The sequence below is a fragment of the Romboutsia sp. genome (genome assembly GCF_056995035.1).
The window spans coordinates 89,543-106,824 of sequence record NZ_JBXKIW010000083.1 but is presented as its reverse complement, the minus strand read 5'-3'; the positions used below and the strand labels follow the sequence as shown (position 1 = coordinate 106,824).

Genomic DNA, 17,282 nt, shown 5'->3' with positions numbered 1-17,282 from the left:
ATACTTCCGTAAAATTTATATTTTACTAATATGTATATGTTATCACCATACCTTTTTCAATTATATATCCTATTGTAATCTTGTCAAGTTATATTAATATAATTAATTTATGTAATTTGACTTAATATAAAGTATTATTTACTCTCTACTATTTAATTACAAATTTTTACTATTATAATAATATCATATATTATGTAGTGTGAACAAGTATTTCACTAACTACTTCATTTATATTTTTATCATTTATATTTATTTTTATGTCATATATATTATTATATTGATCTAATCTTTTTTCTAAAAGATTATTTATTGTTTCATATATATTTTTACTTTCTTTTAGCAAAGGGCGTGTACCTATTTCTTTAGATACATTTCTTTGTATCTTCTCTGCGCTTGCATCTAGAAAAATGACTCTTTCTTCTCCTTTCAGTAGTTCTATGTTTTCTTGTTTTGTTATTATTCCACCTCCTGTTGAAATTACTATATTGTCTTCTTTTAGTAGTTCTTTTAGTAGATTACTTTCTAACTGCCTGAAATAATCTTCTCCACAGTCTTTGAATATATTAAATATAGTCTTTTGCTCTCTTTTTTCTATTTCATTATCCATATCTATAAACTTTGTATTAAGTTTACTTGATAATAATTTGCCAACTGACGTTTTTCCTGTACCCATAAACCCAATTAATATTGTCTTCATATATCATTTTCTCCCTCAAAATTCCTTACATTTACTTTAAATTCTGTTTGAAACTTTTCATCGTGCTTTGATAATTCTAATTTTATTTTTATAAATTTGCCTTGTTCATATATAGATATATACATATTATCTATATAATCTCCTATTTCATATCCTCCCTGCTCACTATTTCCCATACTATTAAGAGTATTTATAAAAAGCTTATTTGAATTTTTTTTCAAACTAATTTCTTTATTTTTTACATCTTTATCATTCATTCCATCTTTATATTTACATTTTATAGATGTTATATTTATTAAAACATCTTCACTTTCATAGTTCGGATATATTGTATTTACACTCATTACCCCTTTAGAATTACCTATTACGTCTTCTACGTACTTCTCCATTTCATTAGCTTGTTGCTGTAGTTCTACTTTATCTTCAAGTTTAGATTTAATATTATAACTAAAAAACAATGAATAGTATAATATGGATATTAGTATTAATATAACTGATAGTGAAACCACACTTTCTAAAAGTAAATATCCATTTCTATGTTTCATATTCACCTTCTTTCAAAAGCACTCTTCCACTTACAGGAACTATTGTTATTTCTTTTTTTATTTTATCGTTATATACTTTTATAGTTTGTCCTTTAGGATCTGGTGATCCATCATTTCTAAATACTATTTTACTTTGTCCATATTTTAAAGTTATATCATTGGGCAACTTAATTTCTTTAATATCATTTCCACTAGATCTTATCACGTAGCTACTACTTTCTTTGTCTTTTTTATAATATATATATGTACTTAAATCTCCTAACATATTGCATTTTCTTACATATCTTATATCTGAACAGAGTTGTTTTGTAAATGAATCTATTTGATGTTTATTTACATCATCTTTTGAAAAGCACAGTGTTGATATTAATAGCATTATACTTATTGTTATGACTAATTCTACTAATGTCACATTCCTTCTCTTTTCATATTTTATATCTCCTTGTAGTTATATACTATAACTGTTTCATTTATATTAAATTCTCTTGATTCCTTTTTGGATTCATATAGTAGATTCTTATCTAATATATCTAAATTTGTACTTTTTTCTTCTTTATCATCTTCTTTTACACCTTCATTTTTCTCACTGACTATTTGAGTAAAAAAAGGATTTTTTATTTTCACACTAGCTTGAAATTTTTTGATATAAACATCATCTTTGACCATACTTACAATGTCAAATTTTAAAAACCCATTTATATTGTCCACTTCTATTTTTTTCGGTATACTCACTAAAGTTCCATTCAGTTCACTTTTTGATATATCCTTTATGTTACTTAAAAAGTTATTTCCTAAGAAATAATTGTTAAATTCATCTTTATTAGAGGTATTTTGTAATATAAATTCAACTTCTTTTAGTATATTGCTATGTACTATATCAATAGTACCATAACCAGCTTCCTTTATATTAGCTTCTTTATATTCTAAGTTAAAAATATTAGAATTGCTATAATGTAATCCTATACAAGTCATTGAAATTGTTACTATAATAGAAAATACTATCAATGTGGTTACCAGTATAGACCCTCTATTGTTGTAATACATAACTTTTAAGTTTTATATTATTTTTACTATTTGATACATTTACATCTACTTTATAACACTGATAATAATATCTATCTTTTTCTATAATTGTATTTATTGTATAACCACTCTTATCTTCTACATTATAACTATTTTCTACTATTAATAATTTATTGCTTTTAATGTTGTATTTAGTTTCTTCTATTTTTGTCTTGGCTATATTTAACATTTCAAATTGTTCTTTATTATAGTTTATAAAATCGTAACTATTATATAAAGAAGTTGAGATAATATATATACCCATGCATATTATAGACATACTAATTATGCATTCAATAGATGCAAATCCATCTCTTTTTAATTTCAATTTTTTCTCCTCTATTAAGTAGTTTCAAACTACCGCGTGGACGATATAAGTGAAACAAATTTTATTTTTCAATAGTTTTCTTATAAAGATCTTTTATGTATTCTTCATCATCTTTGCTTGGTTTAATTCCTGTCCATATATGAAATGCATTTAATGCTTGATTTATAAGCATATCTATTCCATATATAACCTCTAATCCATTATTTTTAGCCCATTTTATAAAAGCAGTGTTATGAGGTTTATAAACTACATCACATACTAACATGTTTTTACTTGGAATAATTTTTTCATTAATAGGACATAATTCATTTTCCATACCTATAGGTGTTGTATTTATTAATATATCTATATTATTTAAATCTTCCTCTTCTATAGGTTTAGTTGAGCATAAAGTACTTGTCTTAAAATTATTTTTTATTATATCAACAATTTCATTAGCTTTATTTATACTTCTATTTCTAATTTCTATTGATGAAGCATCTCTTGAAGCTAGTTCTACAGCTATACTTCTACATGCTCCTCCTGACCCTATTATCATTATTTTTTTATTCTTTAAGTCATACCCTTTTCTTAAAATGGATTTCACAAATCCTAACCCATCAGTATTATATCCACTTAAAATTCCATTTTCATTTTTTATAGTATTTACAGCTCCTATTAATCTTGCGCTGTTATCAATATTATCTAGATACATCATTATATTAACCTTATGGGGTATAGTGACATTACAACCGTCTATACCTAATGCTTTTATACCATCTATACATTCCTTTAATTTTTCTTCCTCTACATCGAAACAGCAATAAATATTATTTTGACTATATTTTTCAAACAAATAATTATGTATATTTGGTGAAAAACTATGTTTAACTGGATGTCCTAAAAGACCTATTATTTTAGTTGTTGAATTTATTTTCATATCTACTCCTATCTGTTTTTATTCTCATTTATTTGTTAATTTATACCATAAATTATTAATAATTACACATTCTCAAGTATTCTGTGTAGATAAAGTCATCTCCATTTAATTTTACTCTCTTTTTATAATTATCTATTTCTTCATTAATTTCTATTTCTACATTTATTTCAATATCATTCTTAGATCCTGTCTTTATATCGATGTTCCCTTTATATAATTCTATCATTGACTTAGCTACAGTTACACCAATATCTAAACTTCTTCTTCCCTGATCATTTATATATCTATTATAATCATATCCACCCTGATTTTTAATAGTTATCACAGTTTTATTTTTGTCACTACTTAAATCAACGGATATAACGCTATCTGGATACGAATATTTTATAACCACAGATAATAATGTTAAAACTATTTTTTCAATATCATCTGGATCTACATTAGCTATTCGTTCCTCTTCATCTGTATCAAATAAAATCTCTATGTTATTTACCTTTATATATTTATTAAATTGTTCACATACATCTTCTACAACACTAATTATATTATAGTAATCCATCTTAGATTCATGAAATTGAGATTCTAACTTAGCTAAATCCATTATATTATTAATTAATCCCATTAACATATATGAGTGTTTATTGACTATCTTCACAGCTTTAGAAATTTCACTACTTGGATTTTTCTTTATGTAATCCTTATTCATTACTTCTAACAATTGATTTGATGATGATATAACATTTAATGGTGTCTTTAATTCGTGCGATATATTCACAAAAAACTCTGTCTTTATTTTATTTTCTTTTTTCTTTATTTCAATTTCTCTTTCTATTTTTTCTCCCTTTACTTGTTCTGTTATATCTCTTATAATACCAACTATTTTAAGTCTTTTATTTACCTCTATCAACATTGCACCACACTCAATATTAATTTCTTGGCCATGTTTATTTGTTATAACTTTTCTTGTAAACTTAACATTATCATTATTTTTCCCTAATGTTACAACCATATTTTCATCTATATAATTAGATTTAATTTCCTCTAAAGTAGTCATGCCTATCAACTCTGAAAATATTTGATTAGAATAGGTTATCAGTTTATTTTCATAATTAGATATATATATTCCCTCTGGTATTACATTTACTAAAGATTCATATTTTTCTTTACTATACTCTACATCTTTCAGTATTTTTTTATGATTAGTTATATCCCTTATAACTACTAAATCTTTTTCACTTTCTCCATCATCAAAACTTACTCTATCAATGTTTAAGCATACTTCATTTTCATTTTCACAGGTATAATATAATTCTCCACTTGTAGATGTGTCTATTATAATATTTTTTACATCTTCATTATAAAAATCTATTTCATTATTTTTATCATTATTGTACAATATATTATTTTCATCTGTTATCAATATAGAGTATGGTATATTATCTACTATTTTTCTATATTTGGTATTATTTTCTTTGATTTTTATTTCGCTATTTTTTTTATATGTAATATCCACCATTGAGCAGATAACACCTATATTTTTATTATTTATTATAAAAGGTGCATAAGTACATTCAAAAAATTCATCATTCTTCCCTCTTAATTCTGCATGCACTTCTATACCTTCTTGATTTACTTTATTTATACTCTCTAAAAAATAATTTGCATTTTTTATACTATCATCTAAGAAAGTATTTAAATTTATTTTATACTTATATTCCGAATAATTTTTCCACATTTTAGAAAAACTATTATCTTCGTTTAATATATGTCCTTCTCTATCTATAATAAATGTACATCTATTATACTCTGCTTCTATAATTTGTAGTAAACTTTGCTTTTTATCTAAGCTTTCGTTTATTGTACTAGTTATATTTTTATTGATTTTTAATTTTTCATTATGAATATTTATTGTTGTATTGCTTATGCTTAATTTATTTTTTATTTTTTCTTTTCTATTACTTGTATCTATAATATTTTCCTTAAATATTTTCAAAAATATATATATAGAAGATATTCCGTCTAAAATATTATTTATAGTTATAATGCTTTCATTTTTATTTATTAATAATGATATAAATAAGTAAAAATATATTAAATTTATTACTATAATATCCTTCTTATTTATTTTTTTTTCATCCATTATTATAAAATTCAAATACAAAGTGGTCATTAGCATATACCCAGTTATTATTGTAGTATATACATTAAGACTAGTACTTATAGTCATCGCCAAAGATATAGACCCTAATATATAATTTATAGTAATTAATATTCTAGAGATTTTGCTTTGATTTCCTTTTATACTTATCTGAATGATTAATAGTATTATAATTATTTCATAGGTATAATTTAAATTTATAACCTTTTCATTCATTAGTAGACATAAAATTTTTGAACTTATAATCGTGACTAACATTCCTAATAAAATAGCATTTCTTTTTATTTTGTTTATACTCCAACTTGCGTATAGTGTATATAAACTCATAAGAAAAATCGATACACTGAATGCATTTATATATGTATACATACCCCTACTCCCTTTATAAATCATACTTTAATAACTACAATCGAAATATATGTCTGAAAATTCTATGTCTATTTTTTCATTATCACTAAAATCATATCCACTATCTACTTCGTTAATTAACTGTTTTTGGTCTAGATTATCCTTTAATATAACCGTAAATTCACTTCCTTTATCTACTTCGCTTTTTACAATTATTTTAGCATTATGTGCATCTATAAGTTTTTTCACTAAAGATAATCCTATTCCACTTCCTTCTGCTCCCCTAGATAATGTCCTATCAACTTGTTCGAAACTCTCAAATATAAGACCTATCTTATCTTCTGGTATACCTATTCCTGTATCTTTCACACAAACGTATAATTCTTCATTTTCACTAACGACTGAAATAGTTATACTTCCTCCTTTTTCAGTGAACTTTATTGAATTTGATAAAAGATTCAATATGATTTTTTCTATTTTATCCTTATCTACAGCAAATATCTTTTTATGTATATTAGATTCAAACCTAATAATTAATCCTTTTTCATCTGTATATACTTTAGACTTTTCAACTAAGTCTTTTATTAGCCTTACTATGTCATATTTTTTGATATTCATTGTATATGTTCCATTTTCTAAATTTCCTATTTCCTGAATATTATCTAATAACCTCATTAGCCTATAGCAGTTTTGCTTAACCAATCTAGTATAGTTATCTATATGTTGCGAATCATACTTATCTTTATTTATATAAAGTATTTTATTCGTTTCAAATATAGTATTTATTGGCTTCTTTATATCATTAGCTAAATTAGCTAAAAATTCAGTTTTAAATCTATATTTATCACTTATTTCAGCTAAAGTTTCTTTCATTTTTTTAGCTTTATACTTATCATCTAAAGTTCTTACAACTACTACAAAGGCATTTTCTTCAGCTCTATCTATTATAGCTACATCTATATCTCCTATCCCTCCTTCATCAATAGTAAACTTTTTAAATCTTCCATATTGATATTTATTTAAATATTTCTTTATTATATTATTTAGATTTTCTACACCTATATTTTTTAGTATTTTTATTATAGCCTTATTTCTATAAATATAATTGTTAGTTTTTTTATCTATTATTATTATCCCTTCTGGTAAAGTTTGTAACAATAGCTTGTACATTTTCTCGCTTTGTTCTATATCCGTAAGAGCATTTTCTAATGTACTTATATCTACTGCTATACTAAGTAACATATTAGCATTGTTTAAATCTATACTTGTTGTTATAAATTCTACAGTTTTTCCTTCTTTAGTTTCTATCTTAGTTGTAGCTTTGTCTTTCTTTCCTAATTGAACTAAATTCATATTTTTTATTAACGTTTTTCTAAATTTTTTGCTTATATTTTCTATTACATCATCTATTAAAACTATTTCTTTTGTATATTCCTCTAGATTAAATAGCTGTATGGCTTTATTATTTATATAGTTGATAGTGTTCATATTATGAATCATTACACCATCATTTAATATATCCATTAAATTTTTATATCTTTCTTCACTTTCTTTTAATTTACTTTTTATTAATGTGCTTTCTGTTATATCATTTAAAATACATATTAGGATGCTTTTACCATCAATTGTATCTTTTGTACATATAAATTTATATACTTTACCATCATAAGATTTAACCGCCTTACTAGAGTTTATATTTATATCTTTTATTCTTTTTATAATTTCATTACTATCAGCAAATTTCCAATTTAAATATGAAAATATATCAATTTCATATTCATTTACTTTGTCTAATTTTATAAAATCTTTAAATGCTTGATTACTGCAAATGTATTCTTTCTTGGTATTTAAGATGAATATAGGATTGTCTGATTTTTCTATTGATTTATTGATTTTAATATTTAAATCTAGCATTTCATTTTTATATTGATTTTGTAAATCACATTCTAGATTTATTTGTTTTATCGATGATGATATGTGTTTTTTGTTTATATTCAATTTATGTTTATCTTTTTTTAGCTGTATCCCAATTTTTTTCATATAATTGATAATTGATAATTTTATTATTATCAAATTTAATATTATATAAAAAAATAAACTATTCTCATACCTACTTATTAAATTAACCATTCCTAATATGCCTACCCCTATTAATAAAACAAATGAATTATTTTTAATTTCAAGTTTATTCCTAAGTATTGTCACTGAGATCATTTTTATTATTGTAGCAATTAATAACCAATATAAAATATTTATTCTATTTTTATTTATAAAGAATAATATTTCTATACTATATATAGACAATAAATATAAAAAAAGTCCATTTTTATATATTTTATATAGCATAAAAGCAATAAAAGGTACCGAAATAATAATAGCTAAATTTAAGAATTCTAAAATTTCTATATATTTATATAAGTCTATCACTGCAGTCACCATCCTTTTCTATTTTATTCCCTTATAATCTAAAATTATTATTTTTATTCTTATTTAAGATATATATTTTTGTATAGATTTATAATACTATTTTTTTTTACTATATATTCTATATTAGCATACTCTTTTCAATATTTTTGTCAGTTTTTGAATAGTTTCAAGTAAAATTATTTGCTATAAATTAATAGATTTTGTTATTAAATGTGATATTAAATATATTTTTTTTAAAGTAATATTAAACATTAAAATTCACATCACTAACCACGTCGTTTTATAAATATATATGTATATTAATATTTATAAAAAAAAAGCCTATATAAGGCTTTTTTCTGATTTCAATTCTTTCCTAAGTTTTTTAAGAGCTCTTTTTTCAATTCTCGATACATAAGATCTAGATATATCAAATTTTTGTGCTATTTCTCTTTGTGTTTTATATCCACAAGTAGTTAATCCATATCGTAGAAGTACTATTTCTTTTTCTCTTGTCGTCAATATTTTATCCAATTGTTCATATAGTTTTCCAATTTGAACTTTTAGTTCTACTTGATCTAGTATATAATCAATATCTGTACCTAATACATCAATTAAACTAATTTCATTTCCCTCTTTATCCATTCCAATTGGGTCTTGAAGAGATACTTGAACTTTATTTTTCTTGTTGGTTCTTATATGCATCAATATCTCGTTTTCTATACATTTTGATGCATATGTTGCTAATCTCGTACCTTTCTCTACGTTATAGGTTTCTATAGCTTTAATTAATCCTATTGTACCAATGGATATAAGATCATCTTGATCTTCACTAGAGTTATTATACTTCTTAGCAATATGTGCTACTAATCTCATGTTTCTTTCAATTAAAACTTCTTTTGCATTTTCATCTTTGTCATCTTTAAATTTTATTAGATACGTAACTTCTTCTTCAGGGGTTAATGGTTTTTCAAATGATTTGAGAATAGTCAACAGTCCACCCCCTCTTTCTGATGTTTCATTTTAAATTATATGAACATCGGACTGTTAACTTGCTTGTCTTCTAGATATTTATTTTTATTTATTCACTTATATTTTGGCATATTTTTTTAAATATAGGTAATGCTGATTTGCTATTTTGCTGTGTTCCTTCTACTAATACTGTTATAGCATATTTAGGCCTTTCTTCAGGATAAAATCCAGTTATCCATCCATGGTCTACTTTAGTTCCATTAGAAGTACTTTGTGCCGTTCCTGTTTTCACTCCACATCCACCTTTTAAATCTTTTAAATCTTTTCCTGTTCCGTCCTTAGACACACCCTTCATCATTTCTTTTACTATAGTTATAGTGTATGGAGATATCATTTCCTCAGATTTAGAAGACCTAAAGCTTTTCACTATATTTTTATCATTATTAACTATACTATCATATAAATATAGTGGCTTATATGTTCCATTATTTGCAACTATTTGAGTCATTTGATTTATTTGTAGTGGTGTAAATCCAATACTGCCTTGACCTATAGCTAAATTACGTATAGGTATTTCTGTAGGTATTTCTCTATATTTTTCTTCATCTATACCTATATCAACAGGTTCATCTAAATGAAGTTTTTTTGCATATTCTATTATTTTATCTTCTCCCACTTTATTAGCTATATCAAAAAATGCTGTATTACAAGAATTAGAAAATGCTTGTTGTAAGTTTTCTATTCCATGTCCTTCTTTTTTATGGCAGTTTAAGATTTCTCCATTGCTACCTACTTTGGTTTTTCCTGTACAATTGTAGGTATAATTTTCATCTATTACTCCTTGTTCTAAGGCTGCATATAATACGACTATTTTAAATACAGATCCTGGAGGATATATACTTTGTGCAGTTCTATTTACAAGTTCGCCTTTTTTACTTTGTATATATTTAGCTATATTATTTGGGTCAAAATTTGGTCTTGAACTCATGCATAATATTTCCCCTGTATCTACATTAGATATAACTACTGATGTTGGATTTTCTTCTTTGTCTACTATTTGCTCTACTTTTTTTTGGATATTTTTATCTATAGTTAATTTTATATGTCTTGCATCTTCCACTTCATTCACGGTCTTTATACTTCCTTTTAATATACTTATATTTTCAGTATTTCCCGATGCCCCTGCTTTAAATGCTGATACATATTTTTCATTAGAATTTTTTAGTATATTATTCATAGCTTTTTCTATTCCTGATTTTCCAACTTTATCTGAACGTTCAATATAACCTATAGTATGCGATAATAACTCGTCTGATGAATATCTTAGTGTTCGTTCTTCTACTATAATATTTTTTTCTAATAATTTTTGTTTCATACCATCACTTAAATCTTTTACTTTAATTTGAAATACTTGTGATTTTAGTTGCTTTTCTATACTTAAATATATATCTTCTATTTTCATTTGGCTACATTCTTCTACTAGTTTTCTAACCTCTGAATCATTTATAAATTTTTCTTTTTCAACTATCATTACTTCTTCTTTTACATTATCTGTTAAAAGCTTTCCATTTCTATCATATATAATTCCTCTTCCACTATTTAAATCAACTTTCTGAATACTTTGTCTAGCAGCTCTTTCTTTATATTTATCAGCTTCTAACATTTGTATATTTGATAGTCTATAAATTAAAATTGAATATATTATTATAGAAAAGAAAAACATCACCCACATTCGTCTTTCAATCTGTTTAGGCAAATCACCTTTTTTTCTTGACATAAAATCACCCCTTAGATACTTGTCATTTTTGACAATTTCTAAGGGGTTAATACTAAATTCACAAATTCTTCATATCAAATTTTTGTAATTTAATCTAATTGTGTTCTTATTTTACTTATAACTATATCTATTGCTACTTCATTTTGACCACCTTCAGGCATTATTATGTCTGCATACTTCTTGTATGGCTCTATAAATTGGTCATGAGCAGGTTTTACTGTAGATAAATATTGCTCTATAACAGAGTCTACAGTTCTTCCTCTTTCTCTTATATCTCTTTGTATTCTTCTAAGAATTCTTATATCATCTTCTGTATCTACATATATTTTTATATCTAGTTTATCTCTTAAATCTTCATCTTCTAGTATCATTATACCTTCAACTATTATTATATCTTTAGCCGCAATGTTAACTGTTTCATTTCTCTTTCTTGTATGAAGTTCATAATCATATATAGGTTTTTCTATAGATTCACCTTTAGATAAGTCTTCTATATGTTTTATAAGAAGTTTATTATCAAAAGAAAGAGGATGATCGTAATTAGTCTTTAATCTTTCTTCCATTGTTAAGTGAGTTTGATCTTTGTAATAAGCATCTTGTTCTAAAGTTGCTATTTTTTCTTCCGGTATATTTTCTATTATTGCTTTACAAACTGTGCTCTTTCCCGAACCAGTTCCTCCTGTTATACCTATTATTAGCGGTCTTTTTTGATTTTTCATGTTGTAATACTCTCCTTACTAATTCAGATTCTTATTTTTATTTTTCATCACTTGGATTATCTAAATAGAACCCAGATGTAAATTGTCTATTACTTATTTTTCTTAATTCGCCTAGCCCTATGCTATTAAATTGCCACTCCTGTGGATTTTTATAGAATTCATCTATCGCCATTCTATACGCCTTAACAACTTGTCCTATATATTTAGAGTCTTTCATTCTTCCTTCAATCTTAAAACTTGTTATACCAGCTTTAAATAATTGTGGTATATACTCTATCATGCACAAATCTTGTGAATTGAATAAAAATGTTCCTCTTTCATCTTCGTAAACTGGGAAATATTCTCCTGGTCTTTTTTCTTCTACTAATTTATAACTTCTTTTATTTATTTCTTTATCACTATTTTGGCCTGTTATATAATTACTAATTAAACTTCTTCCTGAATATGATATAGTCATAACTCCATGTATAAATGCTTCTATATCCATGTCTAAAGGGGTATTCGCTCTTATCTGTCCTATTTCTTCACATGATAATTCTCTTGACACTACTACTCTTTTTATTCCTTGTTTATGCCAAAATTTAGCTGTAACATAATTAGTAGTATTTGCTTGGTCACTTAAATGAATTTCCATATTAGGTATAGTGTTTTTAACTATAGTAAGCATACCTGGGTCTGATATTATAACTGCATCTACTCCAATTTCTTCTAGTTGCTTTAAATAAGTTTCTACTGCAACAAAATCTTCATTATGAGGAATTATATTAACCACTACATATACTTTACGTTCTCTCTCATGTGCAAATTCTATACCTTCTCTCATTTCTGCATTAGAAAAGTCCTTATTTTGAGATTTTATCCCAAACACTTCTCCACCTACATAAACGGCATTTGCTCCGTTATTTATATTTACTTTTAATTCTTCTAAATCTCTAGCCGGTGCTAAAAGTTCTACATTATGCATTTATATCCCCTCTTTCACTTTGCTTGTAGCTAAGTGCTACACCATCTGCAATTGGTATAAGAGACGTATTTAAATAGTTACAGTTGCATATATAATCTAAGTAATTTCTCATTCTTTTTACTATTGTTATCTTTCTTCTTACAACAAAATCATCATGTGCTACCATACCTTGATATAAGATATTATCAGAGATTAAAAGACCATCTACTTTTAACTTATCTATAACTAAATCATAGAATAATTGATATTGACCTTTAGCCGCATCTATAAAAATCATATCAAATTCGCCTTCAACTTCTTTGAGTTTTTCTTCTGCATCGCCTTCTAGTATAGTTATATTTTTTTCAAATCCTGCTAATTTTATGTTTTCTTTAGCTTTTTCTATCATTTTTTCATTTCTTTCTACCGTTATTATTTCTGCGTCATCTCCTATTGTAGATGCAAATAATATTGAAGAGTATCCTATCGCACATCCAACTTCTAATACTCTTTTAGGTTTTTGAACCTTAAGCAATACTTTTAAAAACTCTGAAACTTCTTTATGCACTATTGGAACTTTATGCTCTGCTGCATAATCTTCTAATTCCTTTAGAAGCCCTTCTTTCTCTTTTAATGTATTTCTTATATAATCTTGTACTAATTCATTTACTATATTACTCATTAAACTCACTCCTTAAGTGGCAAAAAAAATTAATACAGGATTACACCTTAATATTTTAAAGCATAATCCATATTTTTAACTCTTTCCTTAAAATAACTTTCAATTTATTTTTCTTTCGTATTAGTTTGATTTAACTTTGCTCTTTCATCTTTGTATTCTTTTACATATTTAAGATGATCTTCATATTCTACGCTGTAATTATTACCTCCATTTATCTTCGCTACAAAATATAAATACTTTGTATCATCAGGATATAATGTACCCTCTATAGACTTTACTCCTGGATTTGAAATCGGTGTTGGTGGTAATCCTTTGTTTCTATAACTATTGTATGGAGAATCTATTTTTAAATCATTATATGTTACTATTTTTTTTCGTTCTTTAAAAATATATTGTATTGTAGCATCAGATTGTAATGGCATATCAATTTCTAATCTGTTATAAAATACACTTGCTATTGTCGGTCTATCTTCATCTAAAACAGCTTCCTTTTCTACAATTGAAGCTAGATTTACAACCTGCTGAATAGTCATGTTTAATTCTTTTTGTTTCTCTTTTAATTTATCACTATAAATCCTATTAAATTCTGATAGCATTTTACTTACTATTTCTTTTTCCGAAGCATCTTCATCAAAATAATAAGTTTCTGGATATAAGAATCCTTCTAAAGATGTTATATCATCTTCTTTTAAATATGAAAACTTATCATAAAATTTTTTAGGATTTTGTATTAGCTCCTCGTAATTTTCTTTATTTCCAAGTTTTTTAGATACTAAAGTATCTATTATTTCTTGAGATGTAGACCCTTCTTTAATAGTTATTTTAATTCCATCTTGGTATATCTTACCTGAAGCTAAAAGATTTATTATATCATTATTTGAATACGTTTGATTAATTAAATACTTACCCGCCTTAATATTAGGTGCTTTCTTACTTACTTTCGATACTACTTTAAATAAAGTTTTATTCTTTATTAAATTATTTTCATATAATATGTCTGATATTTTGCTAACTGTTGATCCCGAAGGAACATCAACTATTATATCTTTTTTATTATTTTTATTATATGGACCTATTTGTGTAAATATAAAAATGCCTATAAAACCTATTAATATAATAGAAGTTAATGCTATTACCTTCCATTTATTTTGCTTCAAATTCATAGGGTTATCTACTCCTCATATATATTTATATCCTTTATATTATAAATCTAAGAATGAAAATTTTCAATGAAATTGTCGAATAATTTTAATTTAGGAACATAAATGTCATTTTTATTATTTTTTAATAACTTATAAACTGCATTTATTATTTTTTTACTTTAAAATATAAAGCTTTACTTTACTCCTATCACTAAGTGGTTTACCCACATATGACTCAAATTACCTAAAAAAAAGTCTAACGTTATTGTTTACACGTTAGACTCTTTATAATCACTTTTTTAGAATTTTTTCACTTCATTCTTAGTTACAACACCGTATACTAACTTTTTAGAAGCTACTTTTTCTTCAACAATTTTGTAAGCACCTATAAATCTTTCCTTAGCTTGTTGCAATTTTTCTTCCTTATTTAAATGCATATAGGCTAATATATCACCTTCTGCTACATATTCTCCAACTTTTTTTTCTAGAACTATTCCAGCTGATAAATCTAGTTCATCTTCTTTAGTTTCTCTTCCAGCACCTAATATCATAGCTGAAACTCCAACTTCTTCCGCTTCTATCTTACTTATAAATCCACTTTTAGGTGACTTTATTTCTATTATCTTTGATGCGGTTGGTAATAATGAATAGTCATCAACTATCCTGTTATCTCCACCTTGATTTTCTATAAATACTCTTAATTTATCAAGTGCTGCACCTGATGTTATTGCTTCTCTTATTTTTTGTACACCTTCATCAAAATTACTTGCAGCTTTAGCTAACACTAGCATATACGCACCTAAGGTCTCACATAACATAACAAAGTCTTTAGGACCATTTCCTTTTAATGTTTCTATTGCTTCTATAACTTCTAATGAATTTCCTATTGCAAATCCTAGTGGTTCATCCATATCAGTTATTATACCTATAGTTTCTCTGTCCATCCCACATCCTATATCAACCATAGCTTTTGCCAGCTCAAAAGAATCATCTAAAGTTTTCATAAATGCACCATCACCAGTTTTAACATCAAGTAATATTGCATTAGCTCCAGAAGCTAATTTTTTACACATTATACTTGAAGCTATAAGAGAAATATTATCAACTGTAGCTGTTACATCTCTTAATGCATACATTTTTTTATCTGCTACTGCTATTGATGCTGTTTGTCCACATACTGCTATTTTATGTTTATTTACAGAATCTATAAATTTTTCAGCTTTTATATCTATAGAAAATCCTGGTATAGCTTCTAGCTTATCTAATGTGCCTCCTGTGTGCCCTAGTCCTCTACCTGACATTTTAGCTACAGGTGCCCCACAAGCTGCTACAAGTGGAGCTAATGCTATAGTAGTCTTATCACCTACTCCTCCTGTACTATGCTTATCTACTTTTATTCCATCTATATCTGATAAGTCTATTACATCTCCTGAATTCATCATTGCTTCAGTAAGATATACAGTTTCTTGCTTATTCATTTTGTTTAAATATATAGCCATTAATAATGCTGAAGCTTGATAGTCTGGTATTTCACCCTTTGAATATTTATCAACAAAAAAATCAATTTCTGCTTTACTTAACTCATGATTATCTCTTTTTTTTCTGATTATATCATAGATTCTCATTTTAATTCTCCTTCATAAGTTCTTAATTATTAGTCTTATATATTATTTACTATCTCTAAATTTTAATAAGCTTAATATTAATTTATAAATTAATATTAAGCTTATATTTCAAAAGTTATTTTAAATTATATCTTATTAACTACAGCCTTTACTAAACTTAAGAATTCAGCTTTTACTTTTTGAGTAGTTTCTATTACTTCCTCATGATCAAGAGGTTGGTCTAATATTCCTGCTGCCATATTAGTTATACAAGATATTCCTATTACATCCATATTTGAATGAGACGCTACTATAACTTCAGGAGCTGTAGACATTCCAACTGCATCTGCACCTAATATTTGTGCCATTCTTACTTCAGCTGGCGTCTCATATGTTGGTCCACTAAAAAATGCATAAACTCCTTCTTGTATATTCATGTTTAATTCTTTTGCACATTCTTTTACTACTTCTACATATTTTGGCTTATATGCAGTAGACATATCTGGGAATCTTGGCCCAAATCTTTCATCATTTTTTCCAATTAGTGGATTATTTCCACTAAAATTTATATGATCCTTTATTACCATTAAATCTCCTGGTTTAAAGTTTGTATTAGCTCCTCCAGCAGCATTAGTTACCACAATAGTGTCTACACCTAACGCTTTCATAACTCTAACTGGGAATGTTATTTCTTGCTGAGAATAACCTTCATAGTAGTGGAATCTACCTTGCATTGCTACAACTTGTTTTCCTTCAAGATTTCCTATTACAAGTTGACCCGCATGACCTTCAACTGTTGATACAGGAAAATTCGGTATATCATTGTATTTTATTTTAACAGCATTTTGTATTTCATCTGCTAGTACTCCAAGCCCTGATCCTAATATTAATCCCACTTTAGGCGATATATTACTTTTAATTTTTATAAAATCTGCACTTTCTTGTATCTTATCAAACATATTATTCATTAGTTTTCCTCC

General features: G+C 25.8%; 16 protein-coding genes. All 16 read right to left on the bottom strand.

Annotation, left to right across the window (positions count from 1 at the left end):
• Window positions 1-190: 190 nt before the first annotated feature.
• The gene (locus AC11VW_RS13560; RefSeq protein ID WP_484301960.1) at window positions 191-697 is read right to left on the bottom strand and encodes a shikimate kinase; all 507 of its coding nucleotides are present in this window, start codon (window positions 695-697) and stop codon (window positions 191-193) included.
• Window positions 694-1,242: a hypothetical protein gene (locus tag AC11VW_RS13555; protein WP_484301959.1), complete on the bottom strand. Its 549-nt coding sequence runs from the start codon at window positions 1,240-1,242 to the stop codon at window positions 694-696. Before AC11VW_RS13555 ends, AC11VW_RS13560 begins: the two co-directional genes overlap by 4 nt.
• Window positions 1,232-1,654, bottom strand: coding sequence for a pilus assembly FimT family protein (locus AC11VW_RS13550; protein WP_484301958.1), 423 nt, complete (start codon window positions 1,652-1,654; stop codon window positions 1,232-1,234). Before AC11VW_RS13550 ends, AC11VW_RS13555 begins: the two co-directional genes overlap by 11 nt.
• Window positions 1,655-1,674: 20 nt before the next feature.
• A complete protein-coding gene (locus AC11VW_RS13545; protein ID WP_484301957.1) occupies window positions 1,675-2,247 on the bottom strand; it encodes a hypothetical protein in 573 nt (190 codons plus the stop codon).
• Window positions 2,248-2,269: 22 nt separating this feature from the next.
• Window positions 2,270-2,632, bottom strand: coding sequence for a hypothetical protein (locus AC11VW_RS13540; protein WP_484301956.1), 363 nt, complete (start codon window positions 2,630-2,632; stop codon window positions 2,270-2,272).
• 61 nt (window positions 2,633-2,693) lie between these two features.
• Window positions 2,694-3,551 carry a shikimate dehydrogenase gene (gene aroE, locus AC11VW_RS13535; protein ID WP_484301955.1) on the bottom strand — a complete coding sequence of 286 codons (858 nt, stop codon included), beginning with the start codon at window positions 3,549-3,551 and terminating at the stop codon, window positions 2,694-2,696.
• A 55-nt stretch (window positions 3,552-3,606) separates the two neighbouring features.
• Entirely contained in the window at window positions 3,607-6,078 is a 2,472-nt protein-coding gene (locus AC11VW_RS13530; RefSeq protein WP_484301954.1) for a sensor histidine kinase, read from the bottom strand.
• 27 nt (window positions 6,079-6,105) lie between these two features.
• Window positions 6,106-8,055, bottom strand: a complete 1,950-nt coding sequence (locus tag AC11VW_RS13525; protein WP_484301953.1) for a sensor histidine kinase — start codon at window positions 8,053-8,055, stop codon at window positions 6,106-6,108.
• Window positions 8,056-8,805: 750 nt separating this feature from the next.
• On the bottom strand, window positions 8,806-9,456 hold the full coding sequence (gene sigK / locus AC11VW_RS13520; RefSeq protein WP_484301952.1) for an RNA polymerase sporulation sigma factor SigK: 651 nt from the start codon (window positions 9,454-9,456) through the stop codon (window positions 8,806-8,808).
• An 88-nt stretch (window positions 9,457-9,544) separates the two neighbouring features.
• Window positions 9,545-11,212, bottom strand: coding sequence for a peptidoglycan D,D-transpeptidase FtsI family protein (locus tag AC11VW_RS13515; protein ID WP_484301951.1), 1,668 nt, complete (start codon window positions 11,210-11,212; stop codon window positions 9,545-9,547).
• An 89-nt stretch (window positions 11,213-11,301) separates the two neighbouring features.
• Entirely contained in the window at window positions 11,302-11,931 is a 630-nt protein-coding gene (udk, locus tag AC11VW_RS13510; protein ID WP_484301950.1) for a uridine kinase, read from the bottom strand.
• A gap of 37 nt (window positions 11,932-11,968) precedes the next feature.
• Entirely contained in the window at window positions 11,969-12,895 is a 927-nt protein-coding gene (locus AC11VW_RS13505; RefSeq protein WP_484301949.1) for a peptidase U32 family protein, read from the bottom strand.
• Window positions 12,888-13,556, bottom strand: a complete 669-nt coding sequence (locus AC11VW_RS13500) for an O-methyltransferase (RefSeq protein ID WP_484301948.1) — start codon at window positions 13,554-13,556, stop codon at window positions 12,888-12,890. The genes AC11VW_RS13505 and AC11VW_RS13500 overlap by 8 nt, the downstream gene beginning before the upstream one ends.
• 104 nt (window positions 13,557-13,660) lie before the next feature.
• Window positions 13,661-14,719 (bottom strand): endolytic transglycosylase MltG, encoded by a 1,059-nt coding sequence (mltG, locus tag AC11VW_RS13495; RefSeq protein WP_484301947.1) that lies wholly within the window; start codon window positions 14,717-14,719, stop codon window positions 13,661-13,663.
• Window positions 14,720-14,997: 278 nt separating this feature from the next.
• Window positions 14,998-16,323, bottom strand: a complete 1,326-nt coding sequence (locus AC11VW_RS13490; RefSeq protein ID WP_484301946.1) for a pyrimidine-nucleoside phosphorylase — start codon at window positions 16,321-16,323, stop codon at window positions 14,998-15,000.
• A gap of 125 nt (window positions 16,324-16,448) precedes the next feature.
• On the bottom strand, window positions 16,449-17,261 hold the full coding sequence (locus AC11VW_RS13485; protein WP_484302010.1) for a purine-nucleoside phosphorylase: 813 nt from the start codon (window positions 17,259-17,261) through the stop codon (window positions 16,449-16,451).
• Between the last annotated feature and the right edge of the window lie 21 nt (window positions 17,262-17,282).

Excerpts from the sequence above, each read along its gene's own strand:
- AC11VW_RS13560 (WP_484301960.1), bottom strand. The coding sequence starts at position 697 with ATGAAGACAATATTAATTGGGTTTATGGGTACAGGAAAAACGTCAGTT.
- AC11VW_RS13555 (WP_484301959.1), bottom strand. The coding sequence starts at position 1,242 with ATGAAACATAGAAATGGATATTTACTTTTAGAAAGTGTGGTTTCACTA.
- aroE (WP_484301955.1), bottom strand. The coding sequence starts at position 3,551 with ATGAAAATAAATTCAACAACTAAAATAATAGGTCTTTTAGGACATCCA.
- AC11VW_RS13530 (WP_484301954.1), bottom strand. The coding sequence starts at position 6,078 with ATGTATACATATATAAATGCATTCAGTGTATCGATTTTTCTTATGAGT.
- AC11VW_RS13515 (WP_484301951.1), bottom strand. The coding sequence starts at position 11,212 with ATGTCAAGAAAAAAAGGTGATTTGCCTAAACAGATTGAAAGACGAATG.
- udk (WP_484301950.1), bottom strand. The coding sequence starts at position 11,931 with ATGAAAAATCAAAAAAGACCGCTAATAATAGGTATAACAGGAGGAACT.
- AC11VW_RS13505 (WP_484301949.1), bottom strand. The coding sequence starts at position 12,895 with ATGCATAATGTAGAACTTTTAGCACCGGCTAGAGATTTAGAAGAATTA.
- AC11VW_RS13500 (WP_484301948.1), bottom strand. The coding sequence starts at position 13,556 with ATGAGTAATATAGTAAATGAATTAGTACAAGATTATATAAGAAATACA.
- mltG (WP_484301947.1), bottom strand. The coding sequence starts at position 14,719 with ATGAATTTGAAGCAAAATAAATGGAAGGTAATAGCATTAACTTCTATT.
- AC11VW_RS13490 (WP_484301946.1), bottom strand. The coding sequence starts at position 16,323 with ATGAGAATCTATGATATAATCAGAAAAAAAAGAGATAATCATGAGTTA.
- AC11VW_RS13485 (WP_484302010.1), bottom strand. The coding sequence starts at position 17,261 with ATGTTTGATAAGATACAAGAAAGTGCAGATTTTATAAAAATTAAAAGT.